Below are 17983 nucleotides of genomic sequence, written 5' to 3' on the forward strand. Positions count from 1 at the left end.
AGAGCAAAAGTTATTTAAGCACGCCAATAGTGGCTGCTGTAGCTAACCCGACAAATGGGCAAGAGAATTGCCCATTTTTAGCCCATTGAAACCTATCCACTTTGGGGGGTGTTATGGTGAGTTTGTGTGAAATATGTGTGAACCCCTTGCTGATTTTCAGCCTGTCAGGAGTGAAAGTCCCGTCCTAGCAAAATTTGGAGGGAAAGCTGGTGAGGAGACTCGAACTCCTGACAGGCTGATTACAAATCAGCTACTCTACCAACTGAGTTACACCAGCAGACATACGCTTAAAGTAGTATATCAGAAATGATATCTGGTTGTCACGCCCTCACAAAGAAAAGAAAGACAGTCGGAATCGGGAATGGTTCGCTGGTGGTTTTGAGGAGTAAGTAAATGGATTGGGATACCTAAAAATAAAGATGCAACCCTCTAGAATCAATTAGGCTAATCCCATCACTTCTTAAGCAAGGTTATTTTCCATCGCCCAACGCGCTAACTCGGTGCGGTTATGCAAATTGGTTTTACCCAACATATTGGACACATGGCTTTCTACCGTGCGCTGGCTGACATTTAAGATCTCTGCAATTTCTCGATTAGAACTTCCTTGGGCCACTTTTTGAACGACTTTACGCTCTGTGGGGGTTAAGGTCACGTCTTCAGGGACTTTAGGGAAATTAACTTCGCTATTACCCCCTTTGTAGGGATGATGCATCATCCGGGAAGCTTGCTTGAGAGATGATTCGACTTGGGCTACGAGTTCTTCGGGTTCAAAGGGTTTGACCATATAAACATCAGCACCTTTATTTAATCCTTTCACCCGGTCTTGACTTTGGCCTTTTGCGGATAGGAAGAGAACGGGAATCCAGGCGGTTTTTTCATTAACCCGCACTTGTTCCACAAACTGATAACCATCCATTTCCGGCATCATTACATCACAAATGATCATGTCTGGGGTTGTCTGCTCTAAGAGATTGAGGGCAATTTGTCCATTTTCAGCCGTGGTGACTTCGTATCCCCGGAATTCTAAGTAATCTTGTACCAACAGAATTAGGTTGGGATCGTCATCAATTAAGAGTAATTGCTTTTGGTCAGTGGTCATACCCGTATCCTCTCGTTAGGTTCATAATTAACTACTGCTACATCAGTATATTCATTGAAGTGCGGAAAATCAATAGGGAGGATGCTTCAACTTCCCCCTTGTCCGAAAATATCTTGGAGTTTTCCCAGAATCTCGGACTGACTGTTTCCTAGAATACATTTCGTGAATATACTGAACTGAACTAGCTGGATTTTATTGATTATAGCGTACTTTTGCTGAAGAAATTGGGATTATCCTTAGATTTTCTGCGGAATTTACGGACTTTTTGGAGGATATCTCCGGATTTACGGGAAATTTATGATGAAATTACGGAAGGATTGGGCAAGGGGTGGATGAGGAAAGCATAGTCTTCAACGACTTGATTGCCTAGGAGATGCTCCGTAATAATCCGCTCTATCACGTCTGGAGTACAGCTATGATACCAAACTCCGTCAGGATAAACAACGAGAATGGGCCCGTTCTGGCAAACTCGTAGGCAATGACTCTTAGAGCGAAAAATACTGCCGGTGCGTTCTGGAGTGGGGCGATCCAGCTTCAATTCTTGCAAGCGAGTTTTGAGATAATTCCAGGATTCAAGACTCTGTTGGCGATCGCAACATTTAGGAACGCTCTGATCGGCGCAAATAAAGACATGGCGCTCAATGCGATCGAGACCCAGTGCTTTCACACAAACACTTAAGGAGTCACCAGTGGGTTTTTGTGCATCAGATTCCAAGTTCATTCGTAAGACAAAGTAACACGATTGACTTTATCTTACTCAGATTTGGGCGATTTTCGTGATTTTTGGTTAGATTTTGATGATAAATCGGATTTTTGCGCAGATTCTCTGGGTTCAGAGGGAGCTGAAGACGGTGCTTCCTCTTCCTGCTTGTTTTCGGGTAGTGGGGATGGGGGAGATTCTAAGGGAGCATCTTCGACAAACCAATCCTCTAGTTCAGCCGCTTCTTCTTCAGAAGAAAAGATAAGGGCGCTTTGTTCCTCCGAGGAAGAATTATCCGGTTCGGGGTCAGTGGTGTTTTTAATCCGGCGAATGGGAAAATTAGCAATCAATGCCGTAGTGCGATCGCTATTTTCGATCGAAAACTCCAGTTGTTCGTCATCAATCTCCACATAGCGAGACAGCACCGCTACAATATCATCACGCATAGCATTCAACATTCCTGGGCTAATCCCCGCTCGGTCATAAGCCAAGACGAACTTCAACCGCTCTTTGACAGCCTCACGACTAGAGGGGCGAGCTTTCCAAGGAAAAAGGCGTTCTAGAAGATCGTTTAACATAGATCGCTAATGGGTAAATTCATCAATTTTAGAGCGAGAAAAAGAAATTCACCCGGATCATCCCTTGCGGAACATCTGAAACAGGCGGCTGAAGAAATTTCCTTGGGGAGGAACCAGATCCAAGAATGGCACTTTTTCCCCTTCCAGACGGCGAGCAATATTACCATAGGCCATTCCGGGTAAAGAAGACTCTCCAGCAGCAGAAAGAACGAGGGGTTCACCTCGGTTTGTAGAGACAATCACCCGTTCATCATCGGGAATGATCCCCAACAGGGGAATGGCTAAAATTTCCTGAACATCCTGCACCGACATCATATCATTGGCTTCCACCATGTTTGGGCGAATGCGATTGACAATTAGGCGAATTTTACGAATACTGTTGGCTTCCAAAAGACCGATTACCCGGTCAGCATCCCGCACCGCCGCAATTTCAGGGGTAGTGACAATGATAGCTTCTTCGGCTGCGGCGATCGCATTTTGGAATCCCATTTCAATCCCAGCCGGACAATCCACAATCGCATAATCAAAACTGGGACTTAAGCGATGAATCAACTTCGCCATCTGATCCGGAGTAATGGCATCTTTAGTCCGGTTTTGAGCAGCCGGTAACAGCACCAACTTCGACTGACGCTTATCTCGCACTAAAGCTTGCTCTAAGCGGCACTCTCCGGCAATCACCTCGACTGCTGTATAGACGATGCGGTTTTCCAAACCTAAGAGGAGATCCAAATTTCTCAAGCCAAAATCGGCATCAACCAGGACGACTCGTCGTCCCCGTTGAGCCAGAGCCATTCCCAAATTAGCGGTGCAAGTGGTTTTACCCACTCCTCCCTTTCCTGATGTCACGACAATAATACGGCTCATGATGGCGATTTCTTTGGCAGGGTCACGGCAGTTGATTATAGCAAGGGGTTCAAGTTGATATCAAGAATTCTACTCTTCGCAGCGTGAAAGGTTTAGCTGGCAATGCCCTAGGAAAGGCTAATGAGTTCAGTGAGTTGGTAGGTGAGGGAAGTCCGGAGGAAGAGGCGATCAACTTCTACTGTTCACAGCGCGGGGGTATTTCCTGCAAGTGATGCAACAAGATAATCATCATCGCTGTTATTCTAAGTGGCGAGAGATGTTTCAAACCCACCCCTACAGCTATGTCTCATTCTTGAGGTATTTTTGAGGTAATGAACCCTAGCCTTTTAGCTGAACTAGCCATTGATTTCACCAAACTTCCTATTGCTGCTGTTAGCCATTATACGGCTGTGCAATATTTCCTCAGTTGCCCTCACTATAGTTCAGAAAAATCCGCTTCTTGGTGATGTTTACAGCGCTTCGCGCGGTAATGAGGTACAGTCGGAAAAGATCCCCCTTTCATGTCCGCTTGCGGAAAATCCCCCTTGCTAAGGGGGACTTTTACTGCCCCCCTTTTTAAGGGGGGTTGGGGGGATCGAAATGTACCGCATAGCAGCGAAAAATCCTGTATACCAAGCAGGGAAACCCAACGGCTGCTTTATCTCTGCATCAAGAAAGTTTAGCTTTGGGGGAAAAATATGGCGATCGCGAACAAATCTGCTATTCTCAACGCAGTTTAGGAACAGACTATCAAACCCTGGGTCAATTCGACACGGCTTTGCAATGGCAGCATAAAAGTTTAGAACTGGCTCAAGAACTGGGCGAACCGAAGCTTATTGCCCAAGCTTTTCGAGCATTAGGCATCACCTACACTCAATGCAAGGAATATGAGCAAGCTAAAGTTCAGTTTAATGAATACTTGCTCATTGTTAGTCGGCTGAAAGATAAACGAGGCATGTTGGCGGCTATGCAAGGGTTGAGTTACGCTGAAAATGCTTTAGAAAATTGGGAGATGGCTTTTTTCTGGGAAAAGTGCTGTCTGGCTCTAGCGGAGAGTTTAGGCGATCGCGAAAGTGAAGCTAAGTCCCATGCTTATCTGGGTTATGGATATTTGAACAGCGAAGACTATCCTTTAGCTCTAGAACATTTGGAAGCAGCATTAGAGTGGCAAATTCATCATGCTTCTGCTTCTACACTAGCGGTTACTTACTTAAACTTGGCAACGACTTGTTTAGAGCTAGGGCGAGTACAAGAGATGATGGTTTATTTTCAACAAGGTTGGCAGTTAGCGTCTTCTTTCGTCCCCGATTTACTCGACGCTTATGAGGAGTTAAGAGCAGAAATTATTTCTATTCTTTAATCCTGATTTACAGCTATTAAATTACCAAAGTTAGAGAGAGTCTGTCATTGGCTGACACAACATCTCCCTAACTTTTGTTTCCATTAGTTTCACTTCAGAGGAAGTGGGAAGGTTTCCGCTTTTTCCGCCTGTTATGGGGACGTATCTTTCTGTTTCCATTAGTTTCACTTCAGAGGAAGTGGGAAGTGTCTGTACTCTTCGGATGAATTTCAAGAGTTCAACAAACAAATTGTTTCCATTAGTTTCACTTCAGAGGAAGTGGGAAGTTTTTGGAATCTATAATTCCTCAAAAGCCATCGTCGCAGGGTTTCCATTAGTTTCACTTCAGAGGAAGTGGGAAGAAAGAGATGTCAGTGGACTGGGCAACAATGACCCTAATGTTTCCATTAGTTTCACTTCAGAGGAAGTGGGAAGAAATTCTTAGGAGGTAAAAATGTTTCCTTTTCCTTTCTGTTTCCATTAGTTTCACTTCAGAGGAAGTGGGAAGGAGTCCTCTTCTGAGGAGTCTACGACGATCGACGATGTTTCCATTAGTTTCACTTCAGAGGAAGTGGGAAGTTCGGGTTTGTTGAGCCCGCCCCCCCACCGGATCCAATTGTTTCCATTAGTTTCACTTCAGAGGAAGTGTAAAGCGTTGCTCTATGCTTCGGATCTTCCGGGAGGTCAAGTTTCCATTAGTTTCACTTCAGAGGAAGTGTAAAGATCAGAGAAATCTATTGACTCAAACCGAACTTTTGTCAAGTTTCCATTAGTTTCACTTCAGAGGAAGTGTAAAGAGGAACATTAACATTCTTTAGGAGGTAAAAAATGTGTTTCCATTAGTTTCACTTCAGAGGAAGTGTAAAGAGGAACAAAAAAGTTTTACGGAGGTAAAAAATGTTGTTTCCATTAGTTTCACTTCAGAGGAAGTGTAAAGTGTCCTCTTCGGTGCCATCTTCGGCACCGATGGTAAGGTTTCCATTAGTTTCACTTCAGAGGAAGTGTAAAGGAGGAAATCGACTGCAACGGCTTCGTTGCAGAAAGGGAGTTTCCATTAGTTTCACTTCAGAGGAAGTGTAAAGGGCAGGCTCATGGAGTGCTTGCCACAAGCGGATCGTAGCACCCGAAATATGAGGGGGTCAAGATCTCCCCATTTTTATTAGAAGTAATTCTCAATAGAGCCAGTTCAAAATCGCTGAAATGTAGACAGGACAAGGCATCCGAGGGGGTCAACGAGAGAATGGGGGTTACAGCGATCGCCTGACCCCTCCGGATTGGGACTAGGAAATCAAAGGAGCGATCAAACATCCAACTCGTTAGTGCCTGAAATCCTGTTGCCCAGGGCGTTAAGGCAGATAAAACTCTCCCTGGTTTCACGAAGAAGTAGATAGCAGTTGTAGTCAATGGGGTGTTGAATGAGGGGGCATCCGCAGTCATATCATCACGTCCAGTGTTGAATGAAGGAGGGGAAACGTTGATTAATAGCCCACACTTGGGTTAGGATTTGAGCCATTTACTCACCGTTGAAAAGTGAACGCCTGTAATTCGACCAATTTCTCGAACTCCATAACCTGAAGCGGCTAACTGTAAACATCGCTCTTTGACTTCTGGAGGATACTGTTTAGGTTGTGCTGACTCCACAAACTGACGGTTGCACTCTCCACACCGATAGTTTTGTTTCCCCCGTCTACGACCATATTTGCTAATCTCTGTAGACTGACAATAGGGACAAGTCACTTGTTTAGAGTCAAAGCGCTCTTGTTCTTTTCGCTGTGCCACCCACTTCTCTACTCGTTTTTTAGCCCAGTCGTTTCCTCTGGGAACCGCTTGCTGAAGTTGCCCTTCAATCTCCTGCCATTCCTCCTCAGCAGCAGTTAACAAAATCTCAGCCGCTCCATCAGCATAAGAAATTCCCCCAGCGTCTAAGTCTAAGCCGATCGCACTTAATAAAGTCTCAAATAAAATCCTTCTTGTAGTTGCCTCCAGTTCTCCTGTCCGGAAACACTCTCCCAACCTGGCAATCAACCCTTGAGAGAACCCACACACTTGGCCATCATAATCTAACCCTTGGAATTCGGCGGTGTATCCCTGGGTAACTTCCTGTAGCAACACCATCAGCAGTTCACAACTCCAACCATAGCGCTTCTGGTGTATCCCTTCTTGTGCCATCTCTAACCAGGGTTCTAAGTGTTCCAAGAGCGATCGCACCGTAGGCAACCCAAAACCACTGGCGATCGTCTGGCGATAAGATTCTACTGGAGTGTTCTGACTCTTGAATGCCGTCATCAAGGACAGAAGTTCAGCACTCCCTTGACTCATCCATTCAATTAACTCAATCAACTCTTTTTTTGACCAAGACTTTAATTCCTCAGTCAACGGAGAACGCAGAGCAAAGATTTCTGGTTGATGAAGATAAGCCAGAAGCAATGCCACTTGATGCTTACACAATCCTCCCCAATCATAGGGACAACTACAAGCCCCATTGATTTCCCCAACAGAAGCAACCCTAACCCGCACTCGATAGACTTGGGAACCCACACAATCGGCATATAAACAATTTCCTTGGCGGGTGGGGTAACGAATGGCTCCATCCTGATAATACTGTTGCCCCCGTTGAAAGCTTTGGCTTGTGGACAGGTGACGGATTTGAGTTTCAGAGAGGGGAGTAAAAGACACGGGTGATGTAGCGCTTCGCGCTAGGGAATAGGGAATGGGTAATGGGTAATAGGGAATAGGGAACTTAAAGAAACAATGTGCTATTCTTACATTGTATAGGAGTTAAAGCATTTAGCTATGGAAATATGTCAGCCAAAGATGTGTTTCATGATACGGTACGAATTGCCTTAGAAAAAGATGGGTGGACGATTACTCACGATCCTCTATTTATTAAGCTAACTGAACAATTTAAGATTAATAGAGATATGAAATCCGTTTATTAGTTTTTCAGGTGCAGAAACAGGAGATCGTGTTATGGAAGGACTAAATTACCGAGAGTTAGTGCAACAACTGATTGAGCAACACGCAAGAGAACAATCTCCAGAGGATTTAGAAACAATAGAACTTGTGTTTGATACCGATCGCGATCGCTATCTTTTGCTGTATGTGGGATGGCAAGATGAAAAACGGATGCATGGATGTCCAATTCATATCGACATTAAAGAAGGAAAAATTTGGATTCAGCGCGACTTCACTGAGGAAGGGCTGGCTAATCAGTTGTTAGAGTTAGGCGTACCCAAAACTGATATTGTGTTAGGATTTCGATCGCCATACGTGCGGCAGTTTACCGGTTTTGCGATCGCCTAGTTCTATGGATTAAACATCTTTAGGGTGGACAATGGTGATATGAGCCAGGGGAATAAAATCACTTGGATTAAAGGTTAACAGGTAAGGAATCTGATGAACGCTCATGACAGCGAGTAGTCTAATATCATGAGTTCGTTTGCCTTTAATGTTATAGTTTTCCACTAATTCTAACCACTGTGGGAAGACTTCTGGCGTGTCTTCCAATAAGCGAAACTGAGCGATCCATTGACGCACAACATTAGCAGTGAATGGTGCAGTCCATCCTAATCCATTGACTTCTAGGGGACGGGTAGCAACGACCCAAAATTCAATCAGAACTTGAGCAGTGAGTACAGGGCGATCGCCTTGAGCTAGAACTTTAGCCATCGCAGAGCGTGCCAGAGTATACTGAGGGGATAAGGAATCGCTACTCCGCAGGAGAATATTCGTATCAAGCAAGTATAACTTCATTAGTTACATTAATCATACATACTATCTCGATGAAGGGCTTCCTCTGGCAAACTTCTAGATGTTGAAGGAAGAGATTGCAAAAAATCAAACCAATTATTGACTCTTTCTTCTGGGGTTAAGCGATCGCCATCATTCGGGTTGGGTGAGATAAAATTGACCAGAGAATTGCGATCGCGGAGCGACTCCGCAGGAGTATCTCCTTCCACAACAGAAGCCAAGGATTGGTTCACAGGAACAGAAACCAACTTCACCATGGGTAGATGATTTTGAGTAATCACCACTTCTTCCCCCATGGCTGCCCTTTCTAGGAGTTGTTTCATTTGAGGAAGAGCTTGTTCAATTTCGATCATTGTCATCGCATGACCTCATCAATCCATTACGCTGATTCTACCCTTTCTTGCAATTGCTGGATCAACTGTTGATAGTGTTCCAAAGCCAGAGAGCGGATTAAGGGATGTTGTCCTAACAGTCGTTGATGGTTGGGGTCAATGGATTCTTCAAGCAAAAATCGTTGAGAGAGTTCTGCTAAGGCTTGCTCTTGTCGTTCCCTGTCGCAAACTTTTTTCTCCACCCCTAAGACCAAATTTCCCAACTGCATCAACCAGCCTTCCACTTGTACGGGAATGCGGTAAACGGCGGCTGAACAGAGGAGCCAATAGGCATCTGGAGCTTGCTGTTCTAACCGTTGGAATACCGATTTTAATCGCTGTTTGTTCACCTCTAAACGCACTTGTAGGGTAAGCTTGTGGAGTTTCCACTGGTCATCTGCACCCATGGCTTGATGGGCATCCGCTTCTGCTTGTTCCAGGGCTTGTTCGACTTCTTCTATCTTGGCTTGTACTTCTTGCCAATAGGCTAAAACATTGCCGTGAAATGCTTCCCAGATTTCTCCAATGATGACGCGCAAAACTAAGGGATGACCGCGATAGACTTTACCCAAACGATGGAGAATCTGAAACTCTGGGGTGGATGTCTCGAAGTTTAAGCCAGTCGCCACTAATAAATCCAATTGTTCAGCTTCCGTTAATCCCGTGAGCAAATGAGATTCCCACAGCCGGTGATATCGCTGTTGCACCACCTGCTCAGGCAATTCTTGAGAGGTAATGATAATCCGACTGGGGCATTGGGGAGCAGCCAGAAATCCTTGGAAAAAAGCACTCCAATGGGGGTCTTGAAATTGCCCCCCATAGCTGTCTTCATCGGGGACAAGCAAGACTTCTAAGGAATCAAAGAGCAAGAAAACTCGATGCTCTTGTAGATATTGGAGCAGATGCTGTAGCAGTTGTTCGGGTTGATAATCATGGGTGGATAAGGAAACATTCCATGCTTGCAACCATTGCAGGGCAATACTGGCAAAATCAGCCGAGGGAAGTCCTTCTAAATTGACCCGTTGAAAGTCTTCCATGCTCGATTGATTCTCTAGAATTAATCGTTCAGCCAAAGCAGTTTTACCGATACCCGTTAATCCCAGGATGAGCAATAACCGGGTTGATTCTTGCAACAGTTGACTTAAGCGCTGTAGGGTTTGCTCTCGACCTACCCAAGCCCCATCATAGGAGGAGAAGGAAAGGGAAGGGTGGGTTGGTGTATTGGGTTGGTCTTCAAAATAGCCCAAACCCTTACCTTGTATAAGTCGCGGATGCATGTTGAAAGGCGATCGCCACAACTCAAGTAGAACCTGAAAGCCAGCCATTTTCTGACTAACCCCACTTTCTACACCCTCCTAGGAGCGCATGGCGGCGGAGTATTATCGCGAAGCGCTATAACCCATTAGGCTATTTCTACGTCAGAAGTTCTCATGGAATAGTGCAAACGTTTCAATCGCTCTTGTCTTGTTGTATTTTCTAGCTGCATTGTAATATTTTCTAACTCTAAAGTTGCCGCTTCGATTGCCAAACGACTGCGACGTAAATTTATCAACAATCTCTGATTAGTTGTCGCTTCAGGGATAGACGGTTGCTTACTCATGGCAAATTCCACTCATTTTTGACTTCTTGAATACTTCGCTCCATAGCCGGGATTTCTATCTGGAGACGTTCAATTGATTCATAGACTAAGTTTAGCATATCGACCGAAATGGTCGGTTGAACTTCAGCGATGCGTAACTGGAAGTTAGACAATCGAGAAAACCAAGGTGAAGCGCGATCGGATACATTTTTTAACTCATCTAGCAGAGCGATCGTATCGTTGGTTTCTCCAAACTGTTCAAATAAAGTCAATTCTGCGGAAGTTGCACTATCAATAGTTTCCATTAGTTTGACTTCCGAAGAAGTTGAAAGTGCAAACTACCGCGCGGCAGCCCAAACGGCCTTCATGTTTCCATTAGTTTGACTTCCGAAGAAGTTGAAAGGGCAGGCTCATGGAAGGCTTGCCACAAGCGGATCGTAGCACCCGAAATCCGTAGGGGTCAAGACTTCCTCAATTTTATTAGAAGTAATTCTCAATAGCTCCTTTCTAAAATGGCTGCAATTCATACAGAACAAGACTTCCGGAGGGGTCAACGACAGAATAAGGGTTACAGCGATTCGCTGCCCCCCCCGGATCGAGACTAGGAAATCAAAGGAAAGTGGTACCTTGCGGATGCTAATGATTTCATCTCAAGCTCCAGAAAACCCTACCACTTGTCAGGCAACAACATCGGTCGATAAACTTCCTCTTCCCCCATCAAACAAGTAATGTACTCCCAAACCTGCAACTCCAAGCAGCGAAAATAGCTCACTTGATATCCAGTATGAGGATGAGTAACCTGGGACTGCAAGCGCTCCTGCCAATGTTTGAGAAACACCTTCAACCGGTCAGGATACAAATAAACCCCTCCACGAGCATCGGGAGCAGTAAAATCTTCCAGCTTAAAGATTTGCGAGTTAAGCAAAAACATCACCAAGGAATCCACCAAAGGAGCGCGAAACTCCTCAATCAAATCGCTTACAAGTGCAGGATGATTATCGCGAGGCACATGGAGATTACCAAAATGGGGATGTAGCCCCACGCCTTGTACCAATGAATGAAGATTCTGATGCACCAGGGTATAGCCTAAACTGAGCAAACTATTCACTGGGTCAGTAGGCGGTCGGCGAGTGCGACGCTCAAACACAAAGGGTTCATAAATTAAACTAGCCAGCCCTTGAAAATAAATGCGCGTCCCCTGTCCTTCATATCCGAGCAACGATTCCAAAGACTCAGCCCCTGGAACTTTCTCTAAGTAATCCTTTAACTGTTCAATAGAAGCTGTTGCTTCCGGAGTTTGATGACTAGAGCGGCGATTAAGACGCAACAATAGGATACGGCAATTGTGTAACTTACCTCCAACGATCGCCTTCGCCTGTCGCAGTACAAACTCTGGATCTGCTGCACATTCAACTTGTCGGCGCAAATACTTCACTTGAGATGTGCCATCGGTTTGCAGGCGGCCAAAATAGCGCCCTTGATACGACAAGAACAAAATCGGAATCCGTCGGCGCAGCGCCAAACTAATCGCCCCATGGGAAAGATTACAGCAGCCAAACAAAACCATGTGACTGACTCGATTGACCGGCACGGCGATCACTAAATCACTATTGTGCAGCACATGAAACTGTTGATGTTTCACACGCACATAAGCCTGTTGTTCGGTTACATACAAAGTCGTCATAGTGTCCTGCCAAGAATCTAAAAAACGGGTTTTTGGGCCAGACTTGCCTCGCACCACTGAACAAGCCAAAGGTCGCTTATTGGGTGTTGAAGCCTTCTTGGGTTGGCTTCGAGGTTGAGGAGTTTTCCTTACCGGCGCAATAATTTCCCCCGCTTGAAGAGGATGAGTCATAGGTTAGGGAATAGAGAATAGGGAATAGGGAATGTAGGGGCGGGTTAACCCAAAAATTAGGACACCCAAGGATATGTTCTGTAAACCCGCCCGATCGCCACCATCGGTATGGTAGGAATTTTCCCTACTCTTCATTTTTCATAGCGGTAACTGAGTTCATCACTGAGTTGAATATTTTGAACTCAGGCATCAACTCAGATAAAACTGAAGCCAACTCAGGTTCGAGCGCAGGTAAGGAGTTGGTCTAATCAATGCCATAGGGATACAGCATTTTTCGCTGGAAGAGATCCCCCCCAACCCCCCCTTAAAAAAGGAGGGGCTAAAAAAGTCCCCCTTTTTAAGGGGGATTTAGGGGGATCGCAACCGACAGGATAGGGGGCGGGTTTAGATGATTTTTGGTCAATCTTCTAGATCTTGGTTAACCCGCCCCTACAGATGATTGGTAATGGGTGACTGATATGGTTTATCTGATTTGTTACGACATTGTATGCGATCGCCGTCGCACAAGAGTAGCTCGTGTGTTGGAGTCCTATGGCTTGCGGGTACAAAAGTCTGTGTTTGAAGCCGTTCTACAACCTCATGAATACCAAAAACTTCACCAGAAGTTACAGAGCTTACTCGTTCGCGAAGCGACTCCGCAGGAGTATCTCGAATGCGATCAACTGCGGTTTTATCCCATCTCTGAACATTCTCGCACCCGAATGAGCATTCTGGGAGTACAGCCGAACTTTGCGATCGACGATGAAGTTTTAATTGTGTAAGTGAGTTGCTTTACCCAATCTTCAAGCCTTGTGCTAGAGTAAAAAAAGATTGAATCACGTTGTTCGTTTTTGTTGGCTAGTCCGGTGTATTCCGGTTAGCCGCAGGTAAAACAACGATAGGAGCCTCCTATGAGATTCAATTGTAAAAAGAAGATCGCTCAAGCAATTGACAAGGCTAAGACTATAGCCAAATGTCTGAACCAACAGCCTTGTTGGCTAAAGAGAGTTGCGATCGCCTTTTGCGCGTTGATTCAAGTCACCTGCGATCCCACCCTAGGCATACTCACCAATTGTCTCCTGTGGGCAATGATGGAAGAATTCAACGACAGAAGAAAATAGCTAGTTGTAGGGGGGGTTCAGTCATGTCCGCTTGCAGAAACCCGCCCTATACTATTTCCGGATATTATGTCCCGATTCAAAATCTTATTCACCCAATCCACCGCATCTGAATAGATATAATAGCGCTGAGTTTGGACATAGGTGCTAGTGCGGGAAGTGCCTACAATTTGCTCAAGGTTACGGTAAATGTTGGCGATCGTCAATAAGATCTCCTCACCTTCACAAGCCCCGCCCGCTAAAGGCTCATTTTTCTGACGATCTTCTTTCAAAATCTCTTCTAACCGATCAATAGACAAACCTTGCCCGCCGTGGGTAACTTCATTACGCTTGTCAAACCAATAGTCAAGTTTCTTTAGAGCAGACAAAATTGCTGTCCAATTTGATTCTTTTTCTGGAGCCTTGCAAGTGAATAATGCCTCAGCAAAGTTCCGTTTGGTAAAGCGTCCATCGAAACGATAATACTCTTGCTTAAACTTAGTAATCCTACTTTCTCTGCGAGCAAATTCATCCCATAACTGTGATTGTTGCCTCAGATTTTTAACTCGTAAATGCCACTTAGGTTTATGTTCGTCAATGAAGAGGTCATTATCTCCTAGAGCAATAAAAATTTTGTGCAAGGTTTCTTCATAGAATACACCTAAATAAAAGAGCAAGTTGGCAGCTTGTCCCAACTGCCAATAAAGGCAACATTTAGTATACAAATTCAAGGGAGAGTCATAATCCTTTGGATTGGTTGCTGACTGAATCCACTCGTCATTGAGGGTAGAGTTAGATAGGTTCTGTGCCCCTTTTAAGTCTAAGTTCCAAGTAGCCAGGGCGATTTTTAAGCCGATTAAGGCAGTTTCAATATTCTGCTTGCTCGCTTGAGCTTGCGAAAGATCGGCAATGGGATACTTTCCGAGGAATTCTAAGGTTTCTTGCCAATCTTCTAGCAGTTTGTGTCCTCCTTCAAAATCCCAACGGCTGAGAAGTTGTTGAATAGTTTGATATTTTTGCAATTTCAAGTATCGCCAGTGGGAGGCATATTGACATGAAGACGGTTTCCCCTGTAGGATGTTACCTAAATTGAGTTCAGGAGTAACAAAGAGTACCCTTTGGATGCCGGAGGCGATCGCCTGCATTCTTAAGGCAGTTCCCATTTGAGGAGTCCCCCCTTTATCACTGACTAAAAGGGTTTGATCGGATTGAAGATGCTCTTGGAAAAAAGCGTAGTAAAAATCCGATAACTGATCCTCTCTTCGCACGTCAACTTTCTCAGCCACATTAATCCCGTCAACGTGCAAACCTGGATATTTCTCCTGAAACCATCTCTGCAAAATGTTAAACAAGTAAACCGTATCCTTCTCATGGGGAGGATTTTGATCGGTAAGAAAGAAGTAAATTGTGTTGACTTCAAATGACTCGATCGCGGTTGCCACGATGTCTCCTAGACGCACAGGAGACAAGCACTTTACCCAGCGATCGTAATCATCCGAAATTGCCTCAGTTATGCTACGAAAGTTCTGAGAAGCGACTGCTTGAGTCACGATCTCTCTGCGCTTATTCCATTTTTCCAGCCACTCCGGACTTACGCCAGATTTATCCAAATTTGTATCTGCCATAAACTCTATGGGAAGATAAATCTCATCAACTTTGATGGCTAGATCTGATGTCCCAATGTTTGCAATTAGAATAGTCATAATCAATCCCCAAATATTCTTAGTGTAGTGGCCAAAGTTTTACAAATGTTGAGCCATTCTTTTTTTTGCACAACTCATCAATATAGCCTTTGCGAGGGGCTTCAGTCGCTCCAAAAACAGTAACAACTTGATAATGTTCTAGCGCAGCAATCCAAATAGGAGATGGCTTGTCATTGCTATTACCACACAGGGCTGGATTATAACCCCTATTTCCGTAAGCCAGTTCATGTAATTTAGCTAAAGCAAAAGGTTTATGATTCGTAGATCTGCCGGATACACAAACAATTTTACATTGGCGATCGATCGCTTCAGCCCATCTTAATCTATTGGGATTAGGCTCTACAGACCTAGGATTGCTCCAATTGCAGTGTACACCACTTAATTCCTGTAAAATTGAATAAAACTTTTTCATCCGTTTAGCAAATAGTGCCTGAAATTTTGTAAGACTAGATGGATCTTGCCAATAGGAATGATTGTTTGTAATGGTTAAAGTTGCTCCTCTCCAATAAGGGTTATTATTCCGTTTGTGGCAGGGTCGTCTTGCTCCTTGTCCGACTCCTCCCAAGTGAACCATTAGCCAAGTCAAAGTTTGTAAAAATGTTTTCAGATTGTCTTCAGGGATCTGGCGATTGGCTTGAGGACAAACATAAAATTTTAGTTGACCTTCCATTATGCCAGGGGATTGTCGATTAAGAGATTGGGTAATGCTTCCACTAACGACTAAACGAAAATTCCCAGTTTTTTGCTGCTGAGGGTCGATTCCTCCAAAAATCTCATGCTCTAAACTATGAACGTTACTTTGAGGGAGTACCCCCAATGCTAGAGCGCGAAACCAGTAACGAAGCATGGAACGAAAGGCTGTAGAACGGACTTCTTCAACTGCTTTACCAGGAGGTTTCCATCCCCTATTATCGTTTGTTCTTTCCCATCTGACAAATTCCTGATGACCATGAATCAATTGCCCTTTTAACTTAAATTTAATGGGAGGTAAGATACGTGGTAGTTTTATTTCTTCTGTTTCTAAAACACCATAGCCAGAATTCACCTGCGCTCCTATACCTGTGGCTAATCCTTTCTTGAGCCAACCCATTACCCGTTGAAATGTCTCATGGCTAGAGGTTCCTTGACGCAAACCAATGACAAATGAGGGCTGTTCCAGAGAAATGAAGAGATTAGGGTTGGTTTTATAGGTAGGTGCGGTATCTCCTTCCCATTTCCAAATTTGATTGGCCATATCTAACTGGAGTCCCCCAAGATCATCACCTTTACTATTGGGATAAGCATCTAGAAAAACTACTTGACCCATCTGAGTTGCATCACCGTCAATAGAACCAAAAATTTTGTTGAGTTCTCTTTCATCAATTTCGCGTTTTGCTGTAGCACGAGCAATTCCCTTGAGCGTACTGCTAGGAATGTAGGGAATGCCGATATGATTAAAGGCAGGCAATAACATCTCTTCTGGCCCTCGCACTCCACCGACTCGAATACGCCAAGGACATTGAGTAATAAACCAGTTGTTTTCACCCGCAAGGTCTTTAGTGCGCTGACATAAACGCTCTAAATGATGACTGTAATCTCCTTGCTCAAATTTTTGGAACAATTCCATGATTGTTCCACTTTTTTCGGTTCCGTCGCTTGGAGTGACACGAGACCAGCGCAAATATTCAACCCAACTGGCTGATTTGTGGGGTTGAGGTTGATGGTTTTGAAACCAGGGAGAGGGAGGCATAATGTACACCTAATGGTTAAGCTGATTGCGGGACAGACAGTTAAACATTAATCTTTAGGATAGATAGACTCTGCCCAGAAAGAGAATTCACGAGCGAGTTGCAGAGCTATACCAGTTATTCCCAGATAGTCAGATGTTGGCAGTTGAGTGAGAGATTGGATGCTTAACTCATTTTCTGATTCTGACTTTTCCATAACCTCAGCAAGAACATGGAAAAATTTCCTGACTACTTTTTCTTTCTGAGGTTGACTTTGCAGGGCAGTTTCTTCACCCTTTAACCGCAAGAGTCCCCAAGTGGAAAGATAGGTATAGAGTTCAACGGCTTGATTTTTTTGCTCTTTTTGGGCTGCTAGTTCAGGCGTATCAGTTTTTAGCTGACTTAAAGCCTGATAAACGGGAGTAGAGAGCGATCGCGGATCGTATTGAGTCATCTATAATTCCTCCTTCAAAGTTTTCAGGGTTCCTGTGTGTGATGGTTTCTAGGGTTAGATCGAGTCATTAGGCGATCGCTTGTCATTAACCTGTTTTACTCCACAGCTTCACTAAACCTCGCCCTAGACTTTCTTGACCACCAAACTGCCAGAACGTTTGTTGCTCTAACACAGAATCTAGTTGTTGTTTAGACGTTTCAGCACTGTCCTTAGAGGCGACGGTACTGCCAAAAGGAAAATACATGACCGTTTCTGGAGGAATCGCTTCTTCATAACGAAATCCTCCATCAACCGTCTTATGCTCATCTAGTTTAATTTTCACTTGTCGCCAGAGGCTAGATTGAATGAGTACGGCACAATCGCGATCGCCTACTACAAATACCTGTGAAATGGCTTGAGTTTCCACACTGCCTGTGGGAATATAGTTATGCCAATTGCCAAAAGCCTGGAGAGTGTTGGCGCGAAAAACCGCATCTCGTAAGTATAGATCCTGCTGGTTTCCCTCACTGAAGGCATGAATATTGGGAAGGGCATCAGATGAAATCGAAGTCAACCGCAACCACCGTCGCAACAACAATGGTGAAGTCACCCAAACCACGCCATGACTGAGGGAAGGAACGGGAAACCACAAGAGGGAAGCATCTCCTACCCACAGCGAACCTTGAGTTAAATTCGTTGCTTGTGAATCGGTTGATTCAGTCTTTTGCTCTTCATTGCTCTTGAGATCTTCAAGAGTATTCCCCCAAAGAGCCATACGCTCCTCATTCGGAGTAGTCGCTGCCCGCAAGCGCCCGCGTATTGTGCTTGAGGGCATATAGGGTAAGTCAGTGTGAGCTTCACGGGCAATACCAACCACATTTCCTTCTTGGCTCGTTGCTCCGGTATGTAAAGGTGAAAGTAAATAAAGATAGGCAAGATTAATAGTCATTT

General features: G+C 44.6%; 20 protein-coding genes, 1 tRNA gene, 1 pseudogene and 1 CRISPR repeat array. Of the genes and pseudogenes, 6 read left to right on the forward strand and 16 right to left on the reverse strand.

What is annotated here, in order from left to right:
- Positions 1-204: 204 nt before the first annotated feature.
- From PMG71_RS04710 to minD, 5 genes are all read right to left on the reverse strand, one after another.
- Positions 205-277 (reverse strand) — tRNA-Thr (locus tag PMG71_RS04710).
- 183 nt (positions 278-460) lie between these two features.
- The gene (locus PMG71_RS04715) at positions 461-1099 is read right to left on the reverse strand and encodes a response regulator transcription factor (protein WP_283752490.1); all 639 of its coding nucleotides are present in this window, start codon (positions 1097-1099) and stop codon (positions 461-463) included.
- A gap of 295 nt (positions 1100-1394) precedes the next feature.
- Positions 1395-1820, reverse strand: a complete 426-nt coding sequence (locus tag PMG71_RS04720; protein ID WP_283752491.1) for a (2Fe-2S) ferredoxin domain-containing protein — start codon at positions 1818-1820, stop codon at positions 1395-1397.
- 32 nt (positions 1821-1852) lie between these two features.
- On the reverse strand, positions 1853-2377 hold the full coding sequence (minE, locus tag PMG71_RS04725; protein WP_283752492.1) for a cell division topological specificity factor MinE: 525 nt from the start codon (positions 2375-2377) through the stop codon (positions 1853-1855).
- A 57-nt stretch (positions 2378-2434) separates the two neighbouring features.
- Positions 2435-3241 (reverse strand): septum site-determining protein MinD, encoded by an 807-nt coding sequence (gene minD / locus PMG71_RS04730; RefSeq protein WP_283752493.1) that lies wholly within the window; start codon positions 3239-3241, stop codon positions 2435-2437.
- Positions 3242-3552: 311 nt separating this feature from the next.
- Between minD and PMG71_RS04735 the strand changes: the two genes are divergently transcribed.
- Together PMG71_RS04735 and PMG71_RS04740 are read left to right on the forward strand one after the other, a co-directional pair.
- Positions 3553-3687 (forward strand): hypothetical protein, encoded by a 135-nt coding sequence (locus PMG71_RS04735; RefSeq protein WP_283752494.1) that lies wholly within the window; start codon positions 3553-3555, stop codon positions 3685-3687.
- A 158-nt stretch (positions 3688-3845) separates the two neighbouring features.
- Positions 3846-4580, forward strand: coding sequence for a tetratricopeptide repeat protein (locus PMG71_RS04740; RefSeq protein ID WP_283752516.1), 735 nt, complete (start codon positions 3846-3848; stop codon positions 4578-4580).
- A gap of 75 nt (positions 4581-4655) precedes the next feature.
- Positions 4656-5641: a CRISPR direct-repeat array (repeat unit 36 nt; unit sequence TGTTTCCATTAGTTTCACTTCAGAGGAAGTGGGAAG).
- Between the two features lie 415 nt (positions 5642-6056).
- Here PMG71_RS04740 and PMG71_RS04745 read toward each other — a convergent pair.
- Positions 6057-7235 carry an IS1/IS1595 family N-terminal zinc-binding domain-containing protein gene (locus tag PMG71_RS04745; RefSeq protein ID WP_283752495.1) on the reverse strand — a complete coding sequence of 393 codons (1179 nt, stop codon included), beginning with the start codon at positions 7233-7235 and terminating at the stop codon, positions 6057-6059.
- Positions 7236-7360: 125 nt separating this feature from the next.
- Here PMG71_RS04745 and PMG71_RS04750 point away from each other — a divergent pair.
- Positions 7361-7459 (forward strand): annotated as a pseudogene (locus PMG71_RS04750) (element excision factor XisH family protein); the annotation flags it as partial.
- A 70-nt stretch (positions 7460-7529) separates the two neighbouring features.
- Positions 7530-7862, forward strand: a complete 333-nt coding sequence (locus tag PMG71_RS04755) for a XisI protein (RefSeq protein WP_283752497.1) — start codon at positions 7530-7532, stop codon at positions 7860-7862.
- Between the two features lie 9 nt (positions 7863-7871).
- Here the strand turns inward: PMG71_RS04755 and PMG71_RS04760 are convergent, their stop codons facing one another.
- From PMG71_RS04760 to cas1, 6 genes are all read right to left on the reverse strand, one after another.
- Complete coding sequence (locus PMG71_RS04760) at positions 7872-8312, reverse strand: type II toxin-antitoxin system VapC family toxin (RefSeq protein ID WP_283752498.1); 441 nt, start codon at positions 8310-8312, stop codon at positions 7872-7874.
- Between the two features lie 8 nt (positions 8313-8320).
- Positions 8321-8668, reverse strand: a complete 348-nt coding sequence (locus PMG71_RS04765) for a type II toxin-antitoxin system Phd/YefM family antitoxin (RefSeq protein ID WP_283752499.1) — start codon at positions 8666-8668, stop codon at positions 8321-8323.
- Positions 8669-8688: 20 nt separating this feature from the next.
- Complete coding sequence (locus PMG71_RS04770; RefSeq protein WP_283752500.1) at positions 8689-10005, reverse strand: AAA family ATPase; 1317 nt, start codon at positions 10003-10005, stop codon at positions 8689-8691.
- 77 nt (positions 10006-10082) lie between these two features.
- Entirely contained in the window at positions 10083-10280 is a 198-nt protein-coding gene (locus tag PMG71_RS04775; RefSeq protein WP_283752501.1) for a hypothetical protein, read from the reverse strand.
- Complete coding sequence (locus PMG71_RS04780; protein ID WP_283752502.1) at positions 10277-10564, reverse strand: hypothetical protein; 288 nt, start codon at positions 10562-10564, stop codon at positions 10277-10279. The genes PMG71_RS04775 and PMG71_RS04780 overlap by 4 nt, the downstream gene beginning before the upstream one ends.
- A gap of 362 nt (positions 10565-10926) precedes the next feature.
- Positions 10927-12114: a CRISPR-associated endonuclease Cas1 gene (cas1, locus tag PMG71_RS04785; RefSeq protein ID WP_283752503.1), complete on the reverse strand. Its 1188-nt coding sequence runs from the start codon at positions 12112-12114 to the stop codon at positions 10927-10929.
- 458 nt (positions 12115-12572) lie between these two features.
- On the opposite strand from cas1, the gene cas2 reads away from it, so the two are divergent.
- Together cas2 and PMG71_RS04795 are read left to right on the forward strand one after the other, a co-directional pair.
- Positions 12573-12875: a CRISPR-associated endonuclease Cas2 gene (gene cas2, locus PMG71_RS04790; RefSeq protein ID WP_283752504.1), complete on the forward strand. Its 303-nt coding sequence runs from the start codon at positions 12573-12575 to the stop codon at positions 12873-12875.
- A 129-nt stretch (positions 12876-13004) separates the two neighbouring features.
- Complete coding sequence (locus PMG71_RS04795; protein ID WP_283752505.1) at positions 13005-13214, forward strand: hypothetical protein; 210 nt, start codon at positions 13005-13007, stop codon at positions 13212-13214.
- 17 nt (positions 13215-13231) lie between these two features.
- Here the strand turns inward: PMG71_RS04795 and PMG71_RS04800 are convergent, their stop codons facing one another.
- The 4 genes from PMG71_RS04800 to cmr4 all read right to left on the reverse strand — a co-directional run bounded on the left by PMG71_RS04800 (position 13232) and on the right by cmr4 (position 17981).
- On the reverse strand, positions 13232-14893 hold the full coding sequence (locus PMG71_RS04800) for a hypothetical protein (RefSeq protein WP_283752506.1): 1662 nt from the start codon (positions 14891-14893) through the stop codon (positions 13232-13234).
- A gap of 19 nt (positions 14894-14912) precedes the next feature.
- The gene (locus PMG71_RS04805; protein WP_283752507.1) at positions 14913-16622 is read right to left on the reverse strand and encodes an RAMP superfamily CRISPR-associated protein; all 1710 of its coding nucleotides are present in this window, start codon (positions 16620-16622) and stop codon (positions 14913-14915) included.
- A gap of 47 nt (positions 16623-16669) precedes the next feature.
- A complete protein-coding gene (locus PMG71_RS04810; protein ID WP_283752508.1) occupies positions 16670-17053 on the reverse strand; it encodes a hypothetical protein in 384 nt (127 codons plus the stop codon).
- An 85-nt stretch (positions 17054-17138) separates the two neighbouring features.
- The gene (cmr4, locus tag PMG71_RS04815; protein WP_283752509.1) at positions 17139-17981 is read right to left on the reverse strand and encodes a type III-B CRISPR module RAMP protein Cmr4; all 843 of its coding nucleotides are present in this window, start codon (positions 17979-17981) and stop codon (positions 17139-17141) included.
- Positions 17982-17983 lie beyond the last annotated feature (2 nt).

This window comes from Roseofilum acuticapitatum BLCC-M154 (assembly GCF_030068475.1).
GTDB classification, from domain to species: domain Bacteria; phylum Cyanobacteriota; class Cyanobacteriia; order Cyanobacteriales; family Desertifilaceae; genus Roseofilum; species Roseofilum acuticapitatum.